Source organism: Streptomyces sp. NRRL WC-3626 (assembly GCF_000718785.1).
Classification (GTDB): Bacteria; Actinomycetota; Actinomycetes; order Streptomycetales; family Streptomycetaceae; genus Streptomyces; species Streptomyces edwardsiae.
The window spans coordinates 55,017-74,102 of sequence record NZ_JOCA01000030.1; the positions used below are offsets into that span (position 1 = coordinate 55,017).

Here is a 19,086-nt window from a genome sequence, read left to right on the forward strand (position 1 = left end):
TCACTGCGACCCGCGGAACTCCGGCCCCTCCACGATCAGTCCGGCGACCAGCGCCCCCGACATCCCGGCGTGCGGAAGCCCGCCGCCGGGATGCGACCAGCCCCCCACGCGGTAGAGCCCCGGCAGCGCGGTGACGTTGGCCGGGCGCAGGAACCCGATGCCGCCCCCCGCCAGGGACGGGGCGGGGACGCCCCCGAACTCGGCGCCCGTCTCCTCGTCGGCGTGGTCGGGCGTGTACACCTCCCGCCACAGGACGCGCTCGCGCAGGCCGGGAAGGGCCCGTTCGGCCGCCTGGACGACCAGGTCCGCGTACCGCTCGTCGAGGTCGCCCTCACCCCACTGCGCGTCCGACGGCACCACGGCGGACACCACCACGGACTCGTGCTCCGCGTCGGGGCGCAGGGCGGGGTCGTCCGGCCGCAGCAAGGTCACCGTGGGTGGTGCCGGGGTGTCGGTACCGACGGTGAGGAAGTCCAGCTCGGCCTCGCGGCCGGGGGTGTGCACGACCGTGCGGTGCGGCGCGTCCGGCTCGCGCGGACCGCGCAGCGCCAGCAGCACGCCGAACCGTCCGGGAGGCGCCCATTCCCCGCCGACCTCGGGCCGCACATCCCCGTCGTCGTACAGCGGGTGCTCGGCCAGGAAATCCAGCCGGTGGTGGTCCACGCCCGCCACCACATGGTCCGCCCCGGCCACCACGCCGTCGCGGAAGCCGACGCCCGCCGCCCGGCCGTCCTTCTCCACGATCCGTACGACCTCGGCACCGAAGACGAACTCGACCCTGCGGGCCAGACACCGCTCGTACACCGCCCGCGCCAGCTCCCGCATGCCGCCGCGCACGTACCAGAGCCCGAAGGCGTGCTCCATGTACGGCAGCACCGCCGCGCTCGCCGGGGTCCGGCGCGGATCGAGGCCGTACGCGAGCGCGTGGCTCTCCAGCAGGGCGGTCAGCCGGGGATCGCGCAGCTCCCACGCGCCGACCTCGGCGAGCGTGCCCGCCCTGCGTGTGCGCAGCAGCTTCCTGTGGGGGACCGCCGGATACGGCTCACGCTCGGCCAGCGTCCGCCAGTTGGGCCACAGCGGCTCCTCCAGCAGCGGCCGGCGCGTGCGGTCCCAGGCCTCCCGGGCCCGGACCAGGAAGTCGCCCCAGCGCCTGGCCGGCTCCGCCCCGAGGGCCGTCTCCAGGGCGGCGACGACACCCGCGCGGGAGGCGTTCGGCAGCGACACGCGGGTGCCGTCCGCGAACACGTGGTGCGACGACGGGTCGACCTGGACCAGCTCGACACACTCCTCCAGCGGCTCCCTGCCCGTCTTCACGAACAGGTCCCGGTAGACCGCCGGCAACGGCAGCAGACCCGGACCGGTGTCGAAGGCGAACCCGTCCCGCTCCAGCCGGCGCACCGCACCGCCGTACGTGTCCGTCCGCTCGTACACCGTCACCCGGTGGCCCGCGACGGCCAGCCGGGCGGCGGCCGCCATCGCGCCCATCCCGGCGCCGATCACCGCAATCCGTGCCATGCCAGGGACTTTATCCGCCGCCACCGACAACCCGTATCCGAGTACCGGAGCCCCCGTCCCGTGCCCCAGGCGGCGGCGCGGGGGTGTGGGCGCGCGTGCGCAGCAGTGAGTACCCGTACCTAGTGGGCGAGTTGAGTACGCGCGCGGATGGGGGCCGACCTGCGGGAACGAGAGAGTGGAGCCCACGGAGAGGGGCTCGGCTCCCGGAACCGGCGACACGGGGCGCCGGAACGGCAGGGGCCCGCGATCCGCTCCTTCCGCCGGCACCGTCGGCGGGAGCGAGGCACGGGGGAACCCGGGGGCGACCGCGACGGGGGTCCGCGGGGGAGGTACGGGGGACGTACGGGGGAATGCGGAAGGCGCCGGTCCGGCCGGTGGCCCGCGGGGGACGCGGCCACCACCGAACCGGCGCCTTTCGTACGCCGTCGAGCGTCAGCGGTGGCCGCCGGCCCTGCCCTGCAGCAGCCGGGACAGCGCCGCGTGCACCTCGTCCAGGGAGCGTTCCGGCTGGAACGACTGCCAGTCCAGCGCCGCCACCAGCACCATGCCGACCAGCGCCGCCGCCGTCAGCGGGACGTCGATCTCCTCGCTGAACTCGCCGTTCGCCACGCCCTCGCGCAGCACGTCCTCGACCACCGCCACCGCCTGCTGCCGCACCACCAGCAGCGTGGACTGCCACGCCCGGTTGGTGCGCCACAGCTCGGCCACGTACAGCTGGGTGAAGGCCGGGTAGCGGTCGATGAAGACGAGCCCCGCGCGGATCATCGCGTCCAGGGCGTCGACCCGGCTGCCGCCCTCGCGCGCGGTCCGCTCGGCCGCCTCCCGCAGCGAGGCGGTCAGCAGGCCGACCCCGTGCCGCAGCAGCTCCTCGAAGAGGACCGACTTGCTCGCGAAGTTGTAGTAGACCGTGCCCTTCGCGACCCCCGCGCGCTCGGCGATCTCGTCCACGGTGGTGGCGGAGAAGCCCTGTTCGGCGATGAGGGTGACGGCCGCCTCGTAGAGCTTCTGCCGGGTGGCCTCGCGGCGGGCACTGCCGCCCGGCGTGGTGCTGCTGCTTTCCATGGCCCCGATTGTCACAGGGCCGCCGGCCCGCCCGTTCACAAGGTCAGCTCCGGGTGCAGCCGGTCCATCGTCCACACCTGGCGGCGGCGCGCCGACAGCGCGGTCAGGGCGAGGGCGCCCGCGGTGAAGGCCGCCAGCACGGCGCACGCCTGCCACACCGGCCCCAGACCCCCGCCCGTGATCAGCCGCCGCAGCGCGTCGACGACATGGCTCATCGGCAGGAACGGGTGCAGCGCGTTGAAGAAGCCGGGACTGGTCTGCACGGGGTACGTGCCGCCCGCCGAGGTCAGCTGGAGCATCAGCAGCGCGAGGACGAGGATCCGGCCGGCCGCGCCGAAGCGCGCGTTCAGCCACTGCACGATCGCCGCGAAGCACGCGGTCACCAGGAACAGGAAGCCGACCGTCCCGGCCGCCCGCGCCATCTGCAGCCCGAGCGCCCAGTGCAGCACCGACATCAGCGCCAGCGTCTGCGCCACCCCGATCGCCACCACCGGCAGCCAGCCCGCCAGCGCGATCCGCCAGGCGGAGGCGCCGGCCGCGAGCGCGCGCCGGTTCATCGGCGCGATCAGCATGTACGCCACCATCGCGCCCACCCACAGCGACAGCGGGATGAAGTACGGGGCGAATCCGGTGCCGTAGTCGGGTGCCTTGTGCAGGTCGTGGGAGACCAGCCGGACCGGGTCGGCCATCACCCCGGTGCGCCGGTCGCGGTCCCGTTCGTCGTAGTCGGGGATCCTTCCGGCGCCCTCGTGCAGACCGCCGGCGAGCTCGCCCGAGCCGTCGACGAGTTTGAGGAGACCGCCGTTCAGATCGCCCGCGCCGGTCTCCAGCTCGCCGACGCCCTTGTCCAGGTCCGTGGCGCCGGTCTCGGCGGTGCCGAGGCCCTTGGTGAGCTTCTTCGCGCCGGCGGCGACCTTCGCGGCCCCCGCGTCCAGCTTGTTGATCCTGGTGACGGCGTCATCGAGGTCCTCTGAGAGGTGCGGGGCGCGGGCGGCGAGTGTCCGTGCCTGCTTCTCCAGGGTGCCGAGATGCCCGTCGAGCTTCTTCAGGTCGTCGCGGTGGCCGGTGACCAGGGCGCCGACGTCCTCGGCGACGGCCGCCGCCCCGGCCGCCGCGTCCCGGGCCTTCTCCAGGTCCGGGCAGGCGGGGTCGGGCAGCGCGGGCTCCTCGCAGCGCGCGCGGTGGACGCCGTCCATCGTGCCGGACGCCGCGCGGGCGTCCTTCGCGGCGGCCGGCGCCTCCTCCTCCAGGGCGGTGAGGTCCTCACGAAGCGTCTTGGCCGAGTCGGCGACGAACCGCGCGGTGTCGCCGATGGCCTTCTCGTTCTTCTCCAGGAACGGACCCGCCTGTGCCGCGGCCGCGTTCACCCGGCCGGCGAGGGCACGCGTGCCGTCCGCGACCTTCCTCGAACCGTCCTGGAGGTCGCCGGCGCCCTTGTGGAGGCCTTTGAGTCCCTTGGACAGCTTGCCGCTCCCCTCGCGGGCGTCCGTCAGGCCGTCGGCGAGATCCTGGGAGCCCTTCTCCGCCTTCCCGATGCCGCCGTTCAGCTTGTCGGCGCCCTCGGCCGCCTTCACCGTCTCGCCGTGCAGATCCGAGAACGAGACGAAGATCCGGTCCAGGAAGGAACGCGAGGTCTTCGCGGACGCGGCCCGGCGCACCTCGCCGAAGACCGTGCGGGAGATCTGCCCGACGATGTAGTTGTTGGCGTCGTTCGTCCGCACGCGGAGCGCGCCCGCCTCGGGGGAGTCGCCCGAACTGGAGGCGATACGGCGGCTGAAGTCGGCGGGCACCGTCAGCGACAGGTAGTACGTGCCGTCCTCGACACCCCGCCGGGCCTCCTCCGCGCTCACCTCCCGCCAGTCGAAGGTGCCGCTGTCGCGCAGCCCCTCGGCGATGGCGTCCCCGGCGGTGATCCGCTCCCCGTCGGCGCTCGCCCCCTTGTCGTCGTTCACCAGCGCCACCGGGATCCGGTCCAGCCTGCCGTACGGGTCCCAGAACGACCACAGATACAGGGCGCCGTACAGCAGTGGCAGCACCAGCAGGGCGACCAGGGCCGCACGCGGCAGCTTGCCCCGGCCGAAGCGCCGGAGCTCAAGAGCGGCCAGTCCCGGCGAGCGCATCGGCCGCCGCCTCCTTCGTGTCGTCGTGCGTGCCGGCTGTGGTGCGGACGACCACCGCGCCGCGCGGTGCCTCGCCGAACACCGCCAGCACGGTGGTGCCGGCCTCGGTGACGGACTCCAGCAGACGGCGGACGTCGTCCCGTTCGGCCGGCGAGAGCTTCAGGTCGGTGTCGTCCACGGCGAGCAGCCGGGGCTGCCCCAGCAGCGCCAGCGCGAGTGACAGCCGCAGCGCCTCCAGCCGCTCCAGATCCCGTACGGCGGTCCGCTCCGCCTTGGGGAGGGAGGCGAGGTCCAGCCCGACGGTGGCCGCCGCCGTGCCGGCGCACGGACGCGGCGGGCCGCCGAAACGGCGCTGCAGCAGAGCCTGTTCGCGCAGATGCTCGCCGACGGTGAGAGCGGGGTCGAGATCGGTCACGCCGCTGACGTGCGCGAGCGCGCTGCGGCGGCGTACGGCGGACATGCGCCTCGGCAGCTCGAACCCACCGACCTCGGCCCGGCCCTCCGTGGGCCGCATCCGGCCGGTGAGGGCGAGCAGCAGGCAGGTACGGCCCGACCCGGACGGCCCCTCCACCGCGATCAGCGAGCCGGGCTCCGCGTCGACCGACACCCCGCGGAACGCCCAGCCCCTCGGGCCCCTGAGGCCGAAGTCGCGGGCGGTGACGGTGAGTCCGGGCGGACCGTCCACGGTTTCCCCCTGTTTTTGAACTGACTGGTCAGTGCAAAAACTAGCCCGAACGCCCGCTCGAAGCAAAAGCCCAGGTCAGAACGGATTGTCAGTGCCATACCTCACGATGTGCACATACGGCATCTCTTGGAGGTGCTGTCACCAGACGACAGGAGGTTCGTCATGGCCCACTCGTCCGCAGCCGCCGCCCACCGGCGCCGCGCCACCGGCCCTGCCCCCTCACTGAACGGCCCGGCGAGCGACATCCACCCCGTGCTGCGCCGCGCCACGGCCCCGCCCGCCGCCCTCGACCTGCTCGCCCAGGCCCGTGCCGGACTCGAAGAGGCCGCCGTCCTCGGCACACCCAACGAGCGCTACGCGACGGCCCACCTCGCCGCCCTGCGCACAGCGGCCGCGGTCCTCGCGGCCCGAGGCCGCCCGGAATCCTCCCCGCGCGCCCGCGCCAAGATACGCAGCGCCTGGGAAGTCCTCCCCGAGATAGCCCCCGAACTCACCGAATGGAGCGCCCTGTTCGCCTCGGGCGCCCCTCGCAGAGCCCGAGCGGAGGCGGGAATCCAGGGCGCGGCCACGGTCCGTGACGCGGACGACCTCATGAGAGACGCGGCGATGTTCCTGCGCCTGGTGGAACGCACCCTGCTCGCGCAACCCGTCCTGCCTTCCCAGGGGCATGGGCAGGGGCGCGGGGCCGAGTAGATGTGCGGCGGGGGCGAAATCACAGGGCACAGCCCCACCGCCCCCGAACCGGCCGACCGCAGGCCATAGGGTGGACACCGCCTGATTCCCGCTCGCGCCGAGGAGACAACACCGTGTCGGACCCGATGCGGCCCCGTGCCGCCCTCCGTACCGCCGTGGTCTGGGAGGTCCTCCAGGACGCCCTGGAACGCCGGGTCAAGGCGACCGGACGGCCGGCACTGGACGTCCTCGACACCGGCGGCGGCAGCGGCAACTTCGCCGTACCCCTCGCCCTCCTCGGCCACCGGGTCACCGTCGTCGACCCCAGCCCCAACGCGCTGTTCGCCCTGGAGCGCCGCGCCGCCGAGGCCGGCGTCGCCGACCGGGTGCGCGGTGTCCAGGGCGACGCGCTCGGCCTCTTCGACGTGGCCGAGCGCGGCGGCTACGACATCGTGCTCTGCCACGGCGTCCTGGAGTACGTCGACGACCCCGCCGAGGGCGTACGCAACGTGGTGGCCGCCCTGCGCCCCGACGGCGTCCTCAGCCTGCTCGCCGCGGGCCTCGGCGGCGCCGTGCTGGCCCGAGCCCTCGCCGGGCACTTCACGGAGGCCAGGCAGGCCCTCGACGACCCGAACGGCCGATGGGGCGCCGCCGACCCCGTGCCGCACCGCTTCACCGCCGACCAGCTCACCGCGCTCGTGGAGGGCGCGGGTCTGCGGGTCGGCGCCGTGCACGGGGTGCGGGTCTTCGCCGACCTCGTCCCCGGCGTGCTCGTCGACACCGAGCCGGGGGCCCTGGAGGCGCTTCTGAAGCTGGAGGCCGCGGCGGCCGAGTTCGCCGCCTTCCACTCCGTGGCCACCCAACTTCACGTGCTCGGTGAGACGCGGGAGACCCCGGGGGTCTGAGTGGCCGTCCGTGACGCGTCGCTGATCAGCGACGCGTTCGGTGACCCCTGGCGTACATGGAGTGCGCCACAGGCCCCCCGAATGGCGGCGGGGCGCCGTATGATCGAGGGAGACCGCCCGGCATGACGGGCCGGCCGCCGGGGAATGAGAAGGCTCAGGCGGGCCGGCACGTGATGGCTGGTACCGGTTGGCCAATTGGCGCAGAGGGGCGGGTTTCACGGGGGCGATTCCCTGCCTATCCTGAAGGGACCCCCCGGGTCGCCCCGGCGACTGCACGATGAGGAGGACTCCGTGCCGCTCTCGGAGCACGAGCAGCGCATGCTCGAGCAAATGGAGCGAGCGCTGTACGCCGAAGATCCCAAGTTCGCGACGGCGCTCGAGGGAAGCGGGCTGCGTACGTACACCCGGCGACGGGTCTACCAGGCGGTCGCGGGCTTCCTCGTGGGTATTGCGCTCCTCATGGCCGGTATGGTCGCCCAGCTCGTCTGGCTCAGCGTCGTGGGATTCCTCGTGATGCTGGGCTGCGCGGTCCTCGCGGTGACCGGCTGGCGCAAGGCCCCCAAGCCGGGCGAGCAGCCCCCGACCACCCCCGGCCGGCCCCAGTCGACCCGCCAGACCAGACAACGGCGCTCGGTCATGGACCGCATCGAAGAACGCTGGCAACGCCGCCGAGACGAACAGGGCGGCCACTAGCACCGCACTCCGAAGCTCGGGGGGCGACCACCATTGGTGGTCGCCCCCCGAGCTTTGCCGTTCCCGCACGCCCCGTGATCCGCGGGCAGCCGTGCCGCGGGGCGATGGGGGAGGGGGGCGCGACGGCACCCCGCCGGCGCCGGACCGCGCGAACATCCCCCGCCCGACACCCATCCCGGTCGGGACCGCCACTCGGTCGGCCCCGACCGCCGACCTCAGCCCCGCTGCCGCGAAGGCCACCGCCAGGCGGGCCGAAGCGCCGGCGTACGCTCCCGCACGCGCACCCACCACCCCGACAGGGCCCACAGCACCCGCACACCCGACCGCGGCAGGAACACCGCCCGCGCCCGAGCCCGCCGCCCCACAGAGCCACGCAGTCCCGCCGCGACGCCCCGCACATCCTCCGCCAGCCCCACAGCCGGCCGAGGCCGGGGCGCGTACAGCACCTGCTCCACCGCGCCGGCCACCCGGTGCACCGACGCCGCGGCCCCCGTACCCAGCCGCCCCAGCCGTACGATCCGCTCCGCGGCACCACGCGGCGTCAGCGACTCGTCCGGTGCGATCCCGTGGTCCCACGCCGTATCGGTCAGCTCGTCCCAGACGCCCAGAATGAACGGCGCCGCCTCCGCCTCCGAGCGGCCGTGTCCGCCCAGCCGCACCGCCCGGGTCCGCACCCGCCACAGCATCGGCGCCAGCAGCAGCACCAGGACCCCCAGACCGGCCAGCGTCCAGCCCACCGGTCCGTACCACTTCGGCCCGTCACCGCCCGTGTCCAGCGCCGCCTGCGGCGACTCGCTCTCGCACGCCCCGAGCCTCCTGCGCTCCGCCGTACAGCTCTCGCTTGCCGAGGGCTCCGCCGACGGCTCCGAGGGCGCCGCCTGCGACGGCCGCGCCGGATCGGGCTGCGAGCTGTCCACCGAGTCCGGCACCGTGTACGACGGCGTCGCACCACGGGTCGGCGTCGGCTCGAAGCGCGTCCAGCCCACCCCCTCGAAGTACAGCTCCGGCCACGCGTGCGCGTCCCGCAGCCCCACCACGACCGTGCCGTCCGCCTGCGGAGTGCCGGGCGCGAAGCCCACCGCGATCCGCGCCGGTATCCCCAGCGAACGCGCCATCGACGCCATCGCGAAGGAGTAGTGCACACAGAAGCCCTGCTTGTCCCGCAGGAAACGGGCGATGGCCTGCGCGTCGCTGCCGACGTCGACCTCGGTGTCGTACTCGAAGCCGCCGTTCAGCGTGAAGTAGTCCTGGAGCGCGACCGCCTGGTCGTAGGCGTTGTCCGCGCCCGCGGTGACCTCGCGCGCCGTGCTCGACACCACCTCCGGCAACGAGTCCGGCAGCTCGGTGTACTCGCGCAGCAGCGCCGGCGGCGCCTCCGGCGCGGCGGCCAGCTGCTCCGCCGTGGGCTGCACACGAAGGCTGCGCACCTCGTACGTCAGACCGCGGGTGTTCTGCCCGTGGTCGCCGACCAGCGTCATCCCGACGGGTTCGTAGCGCCAGTCGCCCCGGATGCTGACCCCGCTCGGCGGGTACGGCATCGGCAGCCACTGCTGCCCGAACGAGCCGGCGGTCGAGATCGTCGTGATGAACTCCGTGCGCCCGACCTCCGGGCCGAGACCCGGCGGGGTCGGGAAGACACCGTCCGGCACCTTCGTGATGGACCGCTTCGACGGCTTCCACGAGGTGCCGTCGAAGTCGTCCAGCGACACGATCCGCAGATACAGGTCCGACACGTCCGTCAGCTCGGACCGCAGGGACATGACCTGGCGGTCCTCGTCCACGTTCAGCGAGTTGCGCAGCGACACCAGCGGATTCACCGCCGAGATGGTGCCGCCCCCGCCGGCGCCCGAACCGGCCCCCCTGCCGGTGGGGTCCAGCAGGCCTCCGTTCATCGCGGGCAGCGCCAGCGGCACCACCAGGGCGATGCCCAGCGCGACCGCGCCGATCCGCCGTCCGGTGCGCACCGGCGCGACGGCTCCGGGCGAGTCCCCGCCCGGCCCCGGCGCCCCGCCGAACACCCGCCCCCACTGCGAGAGCCGGTCCCGGCCCTCGGCGAGCAGCAGTGTCAGATAGCCGGCCGCCGCCAGCAGGAACCACAGCCAGTCCATGCCGTTGTCGGACAGTCCCGCCGCCACCGAGTACAGGGCGAGCAGCGGAAGTCCGGCCGGGGCCGCGCTGCGGAAGGTCACCGCGAGGGTGTCCACCAGCAGCCCGATCACCAGCACGCCGCCGATCAGCATCAGCCGGATGCCGTCGGACAGCGGCGCCGGAATCGCGAACCGGCTGACGTCGTCGCCGCCCTGTCGCAGCAGGTCGGCGAAGTGGCCCAGGGCGTCCGGGCCGGGTATCAGCCCGGCGAAGGCCTGCTCCCGCGCGAACGCCAGGGTCAGCGTCAGCAGCGTGACCAGGGCCTGCGCCGCCACCGTCAGCGGACGCGCCAGCGGCACCCGCCGCGCCAAGGCGCCCACACCCGACTGCACCGCCAGCAGGAACGCCGCCTGCACGAACCAGGTCGACGGTTCGACCAGCGGCAACAGGGCGCACGCCGCCGTCAGTGTGGCCGCCCACGCGCAGATGGCCAGCCTCGCCCGCCCGCTGATCACGGACCCTCCCCACCGCTTGCCGCGGCCAGGCCCGAACGCTCCCGGTCCGCCTGTCGCCACAGCTCGTCCAGCGGGGCGCCCCGCGGCACCCCCAGGGCCGTCCAGCCCGCCTCCCGCAGCATCCGCAGCCGCTCCTCACGCCTGTCCGGCGTGCCGGGCACCTCGGCCGGCTCTCCCAGCCAGGTGTCACTGTCCAGCAGGAAGGCGAGCGCGCCCCCGCTGCGCTGCCGCATCCGGGCGAGCACCGCGGCCTGCTCCTCGTCCAGGTCGCCGAGGAAGGCGACCAGCAGCCCCTCGTTCCCGCCGCGCACCACGTCGTAGGCGCGGGACAGGCCCTCCCCGTCGGAGTGGTCCACCACGGCGAGGGTGTCCATCATCAGTCCGGCCGCGTCCGCCGACTCCTGGCTGGCGCCCGCGAACCCGTCGGACCCCTCGCCCGGCACCGAGTTCCCGGTGTCGGTGAGCAGCCGCACCGAGAAGCCCCGCTCCAGCATGTGCACCAGCACGGAGGCCGCGCCCGACACCGCCCACTCGAACGCCGAGTCCGGGCCGGCGCCCGCGTAGGCGACACCCCGGGTGTCCAGCAGCACCGTGCACCGCGCGCGCTGCGGCTGCTCCTCGCGGCGCACCATCAGCTCGCCGTAGCGGGCGGTGGAGCGCCAGTGCACCCGGCGCAGATCGTCGCCGTAGCGGTAGCCGCGCGGGATCACGTCGTCCTCGCCGGCCAGTGCCAGCGCGCGCTGCCGCCCGTCGCCGTACCCCTTGGCCTCGCCGCTCAGCCGTACCGACGGCAGCGGCACCACGCGCGGGATCACCGTCAGCGTGTCGTGCGTCGAGAAGGACCTGGTCAGTTCGCACATCCCGAACGGGTCGGACAGGCGCAGCTGCAGCGGACCCAGCGGATAGCGGCCGCGCAGGTCGGAGCGGACCCGGTAGGACACCTCGCGGCGCCCGCCCGCCTCCACCCGGTCCAGGACGAACCGCGGGCGCGGCCCGAGCACGTAGGGCACCCGGTCCTGGAGCATCAGCAGGCCCGTGGGCAGCCGCGAGACGTTCTCCATCCGCAGATGCACCCGGGCCTCGGAACCGGCCGGCACCCGGCCGGGGGAGAGCCGGCGGCTGCCGGCGACCCGGTAGCGGGTGCGGTAGAGCACCGCCGCGCACACCAGCGGCAGCACCGCGAGCAGCAGCCCGACCCGCAGCAGATCGCTCTGCCCGAGGACGTACGCGCAGACCGCCGCGGCCACGCCGGCCGCGAGGAACGAACGCCCGCGGGTGGTGAGGCCCGCCAGGGCCGTCCTGACTCCGCTTTGGTCGCCCGTGTCGCCGTCCGCGTGGACGGCGCCGGCGGTGCTCATCACAGCCTCCGGGGCGGCTGCTGGCCGACCCCGCCCGGCCGGGGGGCGCCCGCGGGCGCCTGGGAGCGGTCCGCGGGCACGGGGATGCGCTGGAGGATCTCCTGCACCACCTGCTCCGACGTACGGCGGTTGAGCTGGGCCTGCGCGGTGGGCAGCAGCCGGTGCGCGAGGACGGCCACGGCGAGTTCCTGGACGTCGTCCGGCAGCGCGTAGTCCCGGCCGCCGAGGGCGGCGGCCGCCTTCGCCGCGCGCAGCAGGTGCAGCGTCGCGCGCGGGGAGGCACCGAGTCTGAGATCGGGGTGCGTACGCGTGGCGGCGACCAGGTCCACCACGTACCGGCGGATCGGCTCGGCCACGTACACGTCGCGGACCGCCTCGACGAGCTTGAGGATCTCGTGCGCGTGCGCCACCGGCTGGAGGTCCTCCAGCGGGGAGACGCCGCCGTGCACGTCCAGCATCCGCAGTTCGGCGTCCGCGCTCGGGTAGCCGACCGAGACGCGGGCCATGAAACGGTCGCGCTGGGCCTCCGGCAGCGGGTACGTGCCCTCCATCTCGACCGGGTTCTGCGTCGCCACGACCATGAACGGGCTGGGCAGTTCGTAGGTCTTGCCGTCGATGGTGACCTGCCGCTCCTCCATCGACTCCAGCAGCGCGGACTGGGTCTTCGGCGACGCGCGGTTGATCTCGTCGCCGATCACCACCTGCGCGAAGATGGCGCCCGGCTTGAACTCGAAGTCACGGCGCTGCTGGTCCCAGATGGACACACCGGTGATGTCCGAGGGCAGCAGGTCCGGCGTGAACTGGATCCGCTGCACCGAGCAGTCGATGGACCGTGCCAGCGCCTTGGCGAGCATCGTCTTGCCGACTCCCGGGACATCCTCGATGAGCAGATGTCCCTCGGCGAGCAGTACGGTCAGCGAGAGCCGTACGACCTCGGGCTTTCCCTCGATCACGCCTTCCACGGACTCCCGCACGCGTTCCACCACGGCGGTCAGATCAGTGAGGCTCGCTCGATCGTCATAGGTCGTCACCCGGCCCTCCTCGGCCTTTCCCCGCGCTCTCGTGGAGCGGGGGACCCCAAATGTCCTGGGCCGGTGCCGTGCTGTGCGGACCGGCCCACCCCGAATCACGGACACCACGCGGGAAAAGTTCCGCGTGGCACCACTCCCGCATTCTTGCCGCCGTTACCGATTCGTGTCACTCGCCTGTGGATAACTGACAGCGGTATGTCAGGTTTTACGTTGATCATCAAAATCCGGAGTCCGGGATTCTCCGGGGAGGGCGCCCGGGTCTGCCCCGGTCAGGCCGGGTCGATCTCACGCAGCATGCCGGTCTTCACATCGAAGACGAACCCGCGCACATCGTCGGTGTGCAGCAGGAAGGGTGAGGTGCGCACCCGCTGCATCGACTGCCGTACGTCCTGGTCGACGTCCCGGAAGGCCTCCACGGCCCAGTTGGGGCGCTGGCCCACCTCCATCTCCAGTTCGTGCCGGAACTCCTCGGTGATGGACTCCAGGCCGCAGTTCGTGTGGTGGATGAGGACCACGCTGCGGGTGCCCAGGGCCCGCTGGCTGATGGTGAGTGAGCGGATCACGTCGTCGGTCACGACGCCCCCCGCGTTGCGGACGGTGTGGCAGTCGCCGAGTGAGAGGCCGAGCGCGGCGTGCAGGTCGAGACGGGCGTCCATACAGGCCACGACGGCGACGTTGAGTACCGGCCGGGCGTCCATGCCGGGGTCGGCGAAGGCGGCCGCGTACTGCTCGTTGGCGTCGACCAGACGGTCGGTGACCGTGCCTTTGCCGGCAGTGGCGTTCTGGGGGCCGGTGGGAACCGATGCGGATGTCGTCATACCCATGACGGTACTGGTCACATGGGGATCGAGCCCGTTGTGAAAGACGACAAAGAACGTCCATGAGCCTTGGTGTGAGGTAACCCATAGGAGTGGTGTGAGCCCCCTCCCACGGGTGATTCGCCGGTCGTGGCCCTTGACGCGACGCAGGGGTCGCGACGCGCAGGCCGGTTGATTGACCGGGCGACACCGTGGACTAAAGTGACGCGAAGCGGGAGACGTGATCGTCGCCCGCACCGATGTCCCCTGGATACCCGGCGACGGCCCGGGGATCACCCCGCGTGCGCGGCGCGTACGCACGGCTCGGCTCTCCTCCCGCCGCCGGCACCCGAAGGCGCCGGCCGCCCCTTCACCGGGGGGAGGGCGGGAACCCGGCGGTGCGTGAAGCGCCGTGCCGGACCTGAGAGGGCCAGTTGAGCGAGACCCGACACGTTCCCGTGATGCTCCAGCGGTGCCTGGATCTGCTGGCACCCGCCCTGGAGCGGCCGGGAGCGGTGGTGGTCGACTGCACCCTCGGTCTCGGCGGCCACAGCGAGGCCCTGCTCCGGCGGTTCCCCGAGGCACGGCTCGTCGCCCTGGACCGCGACAAGGAGGCCCTGCGCCTGTCCGGCGAACGGCTCGCGCCCTTCGGTGAGCGTGCCGCCCTCGTCCACGCCGTCTACGACGAACTCCCCGACGTCCTCGCCCGGCTCGGCCTCCCGCGCGTGCGGGGCGTCCTGTTCGACCTCGGGGTGTCCTCCATGCAACTGGACGAGGCCGGCCGCGGCTTCGCCTACGCCCAGGACGCCCCCCTCGACATGCGTATGGACCAGACGACCGGAGTGAGCGCCGCCGAGGTCCTCAACACCTACCCGCCCGGCGAACTCGTCCGCATCCTGCGCGCCTACGGCGAGGAGAAGCAGGCCAAGCGCATCGTCTCCGCGATCGTGCGCGAGCGCGAGAAGGAGCCGTTCACCAACAGCGCGCGCCTGGTCGAGCTGATCCGGGACGCGCTCCCGCAGGCCGCCAAGCGCACCGGAGGCAACCCGGCCAAGCGCACCTTCCAGGCCCTGCGGATCGAGGTCAACGGCGAACTGTCGGTGCTGGAGCGGGCGGTCCCGGCCGCCGTGAAGGCCCTCGAGGTCGGCGGACGGATCGCCGTGCTGTCGTACCACTCCCTGGAGGACCGCCTCGTCAAGCAGGTGTTCGCGGCCGGCGCCGCCAACACCGCCCCGCCAGGACTCCCGGTCGTCCCCGAGCAGTACCAGCCCCGGCTCAAGCTGCTCACGCGCGGTGCCGAACTTCCCACCGAGGAGGAGATCGCGGAGAACCGGCGGGCGGCCCCCGCACGGCTGCGCGGCGCCGAGCGGATCCGGGAGGACGTCGGCTGAGGCACGGAAGGCGAGGCACGGACGGCGTACGAGGCGGGTGACGGACGGCCGGGCGTGCGGGTGGGAAAAGCGAACTCAGGGGAGCGTGAGTGAGTAGGAAACCCGAACCGAAGGGGCGGCCCGAGCTGAAGGGGAGGGCGGCCCGGCTCACCCGGCTCCTGCCCACGGGGCGCGCCCAGGCCGCGCGCACCCCCTTCGTCCTCCTGGTCGTCGTCCTCCTCGGCGGCGGACTGATCGGCCTCCTGGTGCTGAACTCCGCGCTCAGCGAGGGCGCCTTCCAGCTCGACGACCTCCAGCGGGAGACCAAGAACCTCACCGACGAGGAACAGGCCCTGCAGCGGGACATCGACGCGTACTCCGCCCCCGACGCACTCCAGCGCCGCGCCCGCGAACTCGCCATGGTGCCCGGCGGCGACCCCGCCTTCCTCGCCCCCGACGGCAAGGTCAAGGGCGTACCGGCCCCCGCCTCCGCGGCCCGCGCGCCCCTGGTCCTCGCCCCCGAGGCCCTGGTCACCGCGACGGCCCCGCCCGCCGCCACACCCATGCCCTCCGCATCGACCCCGACCCCCGGCAGGTGACGGAAGTGTCCGACAGGGAACCGCCCCGCCGCCGGGTGCCCGGCCCCGCCAGGCCCGCCCGCCCGGCCTCCGGACAGCAGCGCCGAGCCCCGGGACAGCGCCCCGGACCCGGCGCCCGCCCGGCCCGCCGGCCCGCGGGCCCCCGCCCCGCGCCCCCGAAGGTCATCCGGCTGGGCAGCCCCCGCCCCCGGCTCCGCCTGGTCGGCGTGACCCTGACCCTCGTCCTGCTCGCCTTCGTCGTACGCCTCTTCCAGGTGCAGGCCGTCGACGCGAGCACCTACGCCGCCAAGGCCGACCGGAACCGCTACGTCGGCCAGGTGCTGGAGGCCGAGCGCGGCGGCATCACCGACCGCCACGGGTTGGCCCTGGCGACCACCGAGGACGCCTACGACATCACCGCCGACCCCACCCTGTTCGCCCCCGACGAGCTGGAGATCACCGACGGCCCCGAGCAGGCCGCCGCCCTCCTCGCCCCGATCCTCGGCCAGGACCAGGACAAACTGGTCGAGAAGCTGCGGCCGGAGAACAAGGCCCTGCGGTACGTCAAGCTCGCCGGCCGCCAGACCCCGCAGACCTGGAAGCAGATCAAGGACCTCAAGGCCGCGCTCGCCAAGAAGGCCGAGACCGACAAGTCCACCACCAACGCCCTGGCCGGCGTCTTCTCCGTGCCCACCAGCAAGCGCGTGTACCCCAACAACGAGCTCGCCGCCGGGATACTGGGCTGGGTCAACGCCGAGGGCAAGGGCGGCGGCGGCATCGAGCTCCAGCTCGACAAACGGCTGGCCGGCGAGAACGGCAAGATCCGCTACGCCCAGTCCGGCGGCCGTCTCGTGCCGACCGCGGGCTCCACCGAGACCCCGGCCGTGCCCGGCGACGACGTCGAGCTCACCATCGACCGCGACATCCAGTGGGCCGCGCAGAACGCCATCAGCAAGCAGGTCGAGGAGTCCAAGGCGGACCGCGGCTACGTCATCGTCCAGGACACCCGCACCGGCGAGGTCCTCGCGATGGCCAACGCGCCCGGGTTCGACCCCAACGACCTTTCCGAGGCCGATCCGCAGGCGCTCGGCAACGCGGCCGTCCAGGACGCCTTCGAACCCGGTTCCACCGCCAAGGTGCTCTCCATGGCGGCGGTCCTCGAGGAGAACGCCGCCACGCCCGGCACCCACGTCGTCGTGCCCAACCGGCTGCACCGCGGCGACCGGCTGTTCAAGGACGACATCGACCACCCGACCTGGTACCTGACGCTCAACGGCGTCCTCGCCAAGTCCAGCAACATCGGCACGATCCTCGCCACCGGCCAGCTCGGCAGCACCCAGGCCCGGGCCAACAAGGTCCTCTACGACTACCTGCGCAAGTTCGGCCTCGGCAGCCACACCGGCCTCGGCTTCCCCGGCGAGACCATGGGCATCCTCGCCGCCCCGGACGCCTGGTCCACCTCGCAGCAGTACACGATTCCTTTCGGCCAGGGCGTCTCCGTGAACGCCATGCAGGCCGCCTCCATCTACTCGACCATCGCCAACGGCGGCGTCCGCGTCGAGCCCACCCTGGTGCGCGGCGCCAAGGGCCCCGACGGAAGCTTCACCCCCGCCCCGGAACCCGCGAGGACCAGGGTCGTCAGCGACAAGACGGCGAAGACGCTCGCCCGGATGCTGGAGTCGGTCGTCGACGACGAGGAGGGCACCGGCACCAAGGCACGCATCCCCGGTTACCGGGTCGCGGGCAAGACGGGTACGGCGAACCGCGTGGATCCGGCCACCGGCAAGTACCACGGCTACACCTCGTCCTTCGCCGGCTTCGCCCCCGCCGACAAGCCCAGGATCACCGTCTACTGCGCCATCCAGAACGCCACCGAGGGCAGCTACTTCGGCGGCCAGATCTGCGGACCCGTGTACAAGCAGGTCATGGAGTTCGCCCTGAAGACCCTCCAGGTGCCGCCGACCGGCGCCGCCCCCGCCGACCTCCCGGTCACCTTCGCACCCTGACCAGTACCGAGCACCGAGCCACCAGGAACCACCCCGTGACAACGATCACTCCCGATCCCGGGAACCAGAAGCCGTCCCGAGCCTCGCTTGGCCCCTCAACCGGTGAGCCGGGTACGCTCACCGCCGTGCCACACGCTGATCAGTCCCAAACCACCCAGAAGGGCCACCCCGTGACATATCCGGGACCGCCCCGTCCGGTTCAGGTCTCCGCCACATCCCTCGCGGAACTCGCCGGCCAGCTGGGTGCCCCCGCACCGGAGCGGGCCGCCGACATCACGGGGATCACCCATGACTCGCGCGCCGTCCGCCCCGGCGACCTGTACGCCGCCCTGCCGGGCGCCCGCGCGCACGGCGCCGACTTCGTCACCCAGGCCGCGGGCCTGGGCGCCGTCGCCGTACTGACCGACCCGGCCGGCGCCGAACGCGTCGCCGCGGCCGGACTGCCGGCGCTGGTGGCCGACGACCCGCGCGCGAGCATGGGCGAGCTGGCGGCCACCATCTACGGCCACCCGGGCCGCGATCTGCTGCAGATCGGCATCACCGGCACCTCCGGCAAGACCACCACGGCCTATCTCGTCGAGGGCGGTCTGAAAACCGTCCGCAGCACGGGACTGATCGGCACCGTGGAGATGCGCATCGGCGACGAGCGCATCAGGTCCGAGCGCACCACACCCGAGGCCACCGACCTGCAGGCGCTGTTCGCCGTCATGCGCGAGCGCGGCACCGACGCGGTCGCCATGGAGGTCTCCAGCCACGCCCTGGTCCTCGGCCGGGTCGACGGCTGTGTCTTCGACATCGCCGTCTTCACCAACCTCAGCCCGGAGCACATGGAGTTCCACTCCGACATGGAGGACTACTTCCAGGCCAAGGCGCAGCTGTTCACACCGGAACGCAGCAGGCTCGGCGTCGTCAACGCGGACGACGAGTACGGCCGCAGGCTCGCCAAGGAGGCCGGCGTCCCGGTCGTCACCTTCTCCGCCGAGGGCCACCCGGACGCCGACTGGCGCGCCGAGGACGTCGAGGTCGGCCCGATGGACTCGACGTTCACCGTCATCGGCCCCAAGGGCGAGCGGATCACCGCCCGTTCACCGCTGCCGGGCCCGTTCAACGTGGCCAACACCCTCAGCGCGATCGTCGCCCTCGCCGCCGCCGGGCTGGACCCGCAGGCCGCCGCCGACGGCGTCGCCGCCGTACCGGGCGTGCCGGGCCGGCTGGAACGCGTGGACGCCGGCCAGCCGTATCTCGCGGTGGTCGACTACGCCCACAAGACCGACGCCGTGGAGTCGGTGCTGCGCGCCCTGCGCAAGGTCACCGAGGGTCGGGTGCACGTCGTGCTGGGGTGCGGCGGCGACCGGGACAAGACCAAGCGGGTGCCCATGGGCGCCGCCGCCGCGCGGCTCGCCGACACCGCCGTACTGACCTCCGACAACCCCCGCTCCGAGGACCCCCTCGCGATCCTCGCCACCATGCTCCACGGCGCCGCCTCCGTGCCCGCCCACGAGCGGGGCGAGGTGCAGGTCTTCGAGGACCGGGCCGCCGCGATCGCCGCCGCCGTCGCCCGGGCCCGGCCCGGTGACACGGTGCTGGTCGCCGGCAAGGGTCATGAGCAGGGACAGGACATCGCCGGGGTGGTGCGTCCCTTCGACGACCGCCAGGTGCTCCGGGAAGCCATCAAGAAAACCCAGGGATGA

General features: G+C 73.2%; 15 protein-coding genes. 7 read left to right on the plus strand and 8 right to left on the minus strand.

The window, feature by feature from the left end; genetic code table 11:
- The 4 genes from IF28_RS0132890 to IF28_RS0132905 form a co-directional block, all read right to left on the minus strand.
- A complete protein-coding gene (locus tag IF28_RS0132890; protein ID WP_199809073.1) occupies positions 1–1,515 on the minus strand; it encodes a phytoene desaturase family protein in 1,515 nt (504 codons plus the stop codon).
- Between the two features lie 432 nt (positions 1,516–1,947).
- Complete coding sequence (locus IF28_RS0132895) at positions 1,948–2,577, minus strand: TetR/AcrR family transcriptional regulator (protein WP_030228231.1); 630 nt, start codon at positions 2,575–2,577, stop codon at positions 1,948–1,950.
- A gap of 35 nt (positions 2,578–2,612) precedes the next feature.
- Positions 2,613–4,697 (minus strand): YhgE/Pip family protein, encoded by a 2,085-nt coding sequence (locus tag IF28_RS0132900; protein ID WP_030228232.1) that lies wholly within the window; start codon positions 4,695–4,697, stop codon positions 2,613–2,615.
- On the minus strand, positions 4,669–5,382 hold the full coding sequence (locus IF28_RS0132905; protein WP_030228235.1) for an ATP-binding cassette domain-containing protein: 714 nt from the start codon (positions 5,380–5,382) through the stop codon (positions 4,669–4,671). Before IF28_RS0132905 ends, IF28_RS0132900 begins: the two co-directional genes overlap by 29 nt.
- A 162-nt stretch (positions 5,383–5,544) precedes the next feature.
- Here IF28_RS0132905 and IF28_RS0132910 point away from each other — a divergent pair, with 162 nt between their 5' ends.
- From IF28_RS0132910 to IF28_RS0132920, 3 genes are all read left to right on the plus strand, one after another.
- Positions 5,545–6,075 carry an SAV_6107 family HEPN domain-containing protein gene (locus tag IF28_RS0132910; protein WP_030228239.1) on the plus strand — a complete coding sequence of 177 codons (531 nt, stop codon included), beginning with the start codon at positions 5,545–5,547 and terminating at the stop codon, positions 6,073–6,075.
- A 113-nt stretch (positions 6,076–6,188) separates the two neighbouring features.
- Positions 6,189–6,959 (plus strand): methyltransferase, encoded by a 771-nt coding sequence (locus tag IF28_RS0132915; protein ID WP_030228241.1) that lies wholly within the window; start codon positions 6,189–6,191, stop codon positions 6,957–6,959.
- 291 nt (positions 6,960–7,250) lie between these two features.
- The gene (locus IF28_RS0132920; protein ID WP_030228244.1) at positions 7,251–7,652 is read left to right on the plus strand and encodes a DUF3040 domain-containing protein; all 402 of its coding nucleotides are present in this window, start codon (positions 7,251–7,253) and stop codon (positions 7,650–7,652) included.
- Positions 7,653–7,867: 215 nt separating this feature from the next.
- On the opposite strand, the gene IF28_RS0132925 is transcribed toward IF28_RS0132920, so the two are convergent.
- The 4 genes from IF28_RS0132925 to IF28_RS0132940 form a co-directional block, all read right to left on the minus strand.
- The gene (locus IF28_RS0132925) at positions 7,868–10,255 is read right to left on the minus strand and encodes a transglutaminase TgpA family protein (RefSeq protein ID WP_030228247.1); all 2,388 of its coding nucleotides are present in this window, start codon (positions 10,253–10,255) and stop codon (positions 7,868–7,870) included.
- Positions 10,252–11,613 (minus strand): DUF58 domain-containing protein, encoded by a 1,362-nt coding sequence (locus IF28_RS0132930; RefSeq protein ID WP_030228250.1) that lies wholly within the window; start codon positions 11,611–11,613, stop codon positions 10,252–10,254. Before IF28_RS0132930 ends, IF28_RS0132925 begins: the two co-directional genes overlap by 4 nt.
- Positions 11,613–12,644, minus strand: coding sequence for an AAA family ATPase (locus tag IF28_RS0132935; RefSeq protein ID WP_030228253.1), 1,032 nt, complete (start codon positions 12,642–12,644; stop codon positions 11,613–11,615). The genes IF28_RS0132930 and IF28_RS0132935 overlap by 1 nt, the downstream gene beginning before the upstream one ends.
- Positions 12,645–12,913: 269 nt before the next feature.
- A complete protein-coding gene (locus tag IF28_RS0132940; RefSeq protein WP_030228256.1) occupies positions 12,914–13,462 on the minus strand; it encodes a beta-class carbonic anhydrase in 549 nt (182 codons plus the stop codon).
- Positions 13,463–13,875: 413 nt separating this feature from the next.
- Here IF28_RS0132940 and rsmH point away from each other — a divergent pair, with 413 nt between their 5' ends.
- From rsmH to IF28_RS0132960, 4 genes are all read left to right on the plus strand, one after another.
- Positions 13,876–14,832, plus strand: a complete 957-nt coding sequence (gene rsmH, locus IF28_RS0132945) for a 16S rRNA (cytosine(1402)-N(4))-methyltransferase RsmH (protein WP_078621596.1) — start codon at positions 13,876–13,878, stop codon at positions 14,830–14,832.
- Between the two features lie 89 nt (positions 14,833–14,921).
- Positions 14,922–15,410: a membrane protein gene (locus IF28_RS0132950; protein WP_030228260.1), complete on the plus strand. Its 489-nt coding sequence runs from the start codon at positions 14,922–14,924 to the stop codon at positions 15,408–15,410.
- Between the two features lie 5 nt (positions 15,411–15,415).
- Positions 15,416–17,395 carry a peptidoglycan D,D-transpeptidase FtsI family protein gene (locus IF28_RS0132955; RefSeq protein WP_030228263.1) on the plus strand — a complete coding sequence of 660 codons (1,980 nt, stop codon included), beginning with the start codon at positions 15,416–15,418 and terminating at the stop codon, positions 17,393–17,395.
- A 170-nt stretch (positions 17,396–17,565) separates the two neighbouring features.
- Positions 17,566–19,086 carry a UDP-N-acetylmuramoyl-L-alanyl-D-glutamate--2,6-diaminopimelate ligase gene (locus IF28_RS0132960; protein ID WP_030228266.1) on the plus strand — a complete coding sequence of 507 codons (1,521 nt, stop codon included), beginning with the start codon at positions 17,566–17,568 and terminating at the stop codon, positions 19,084–19,086.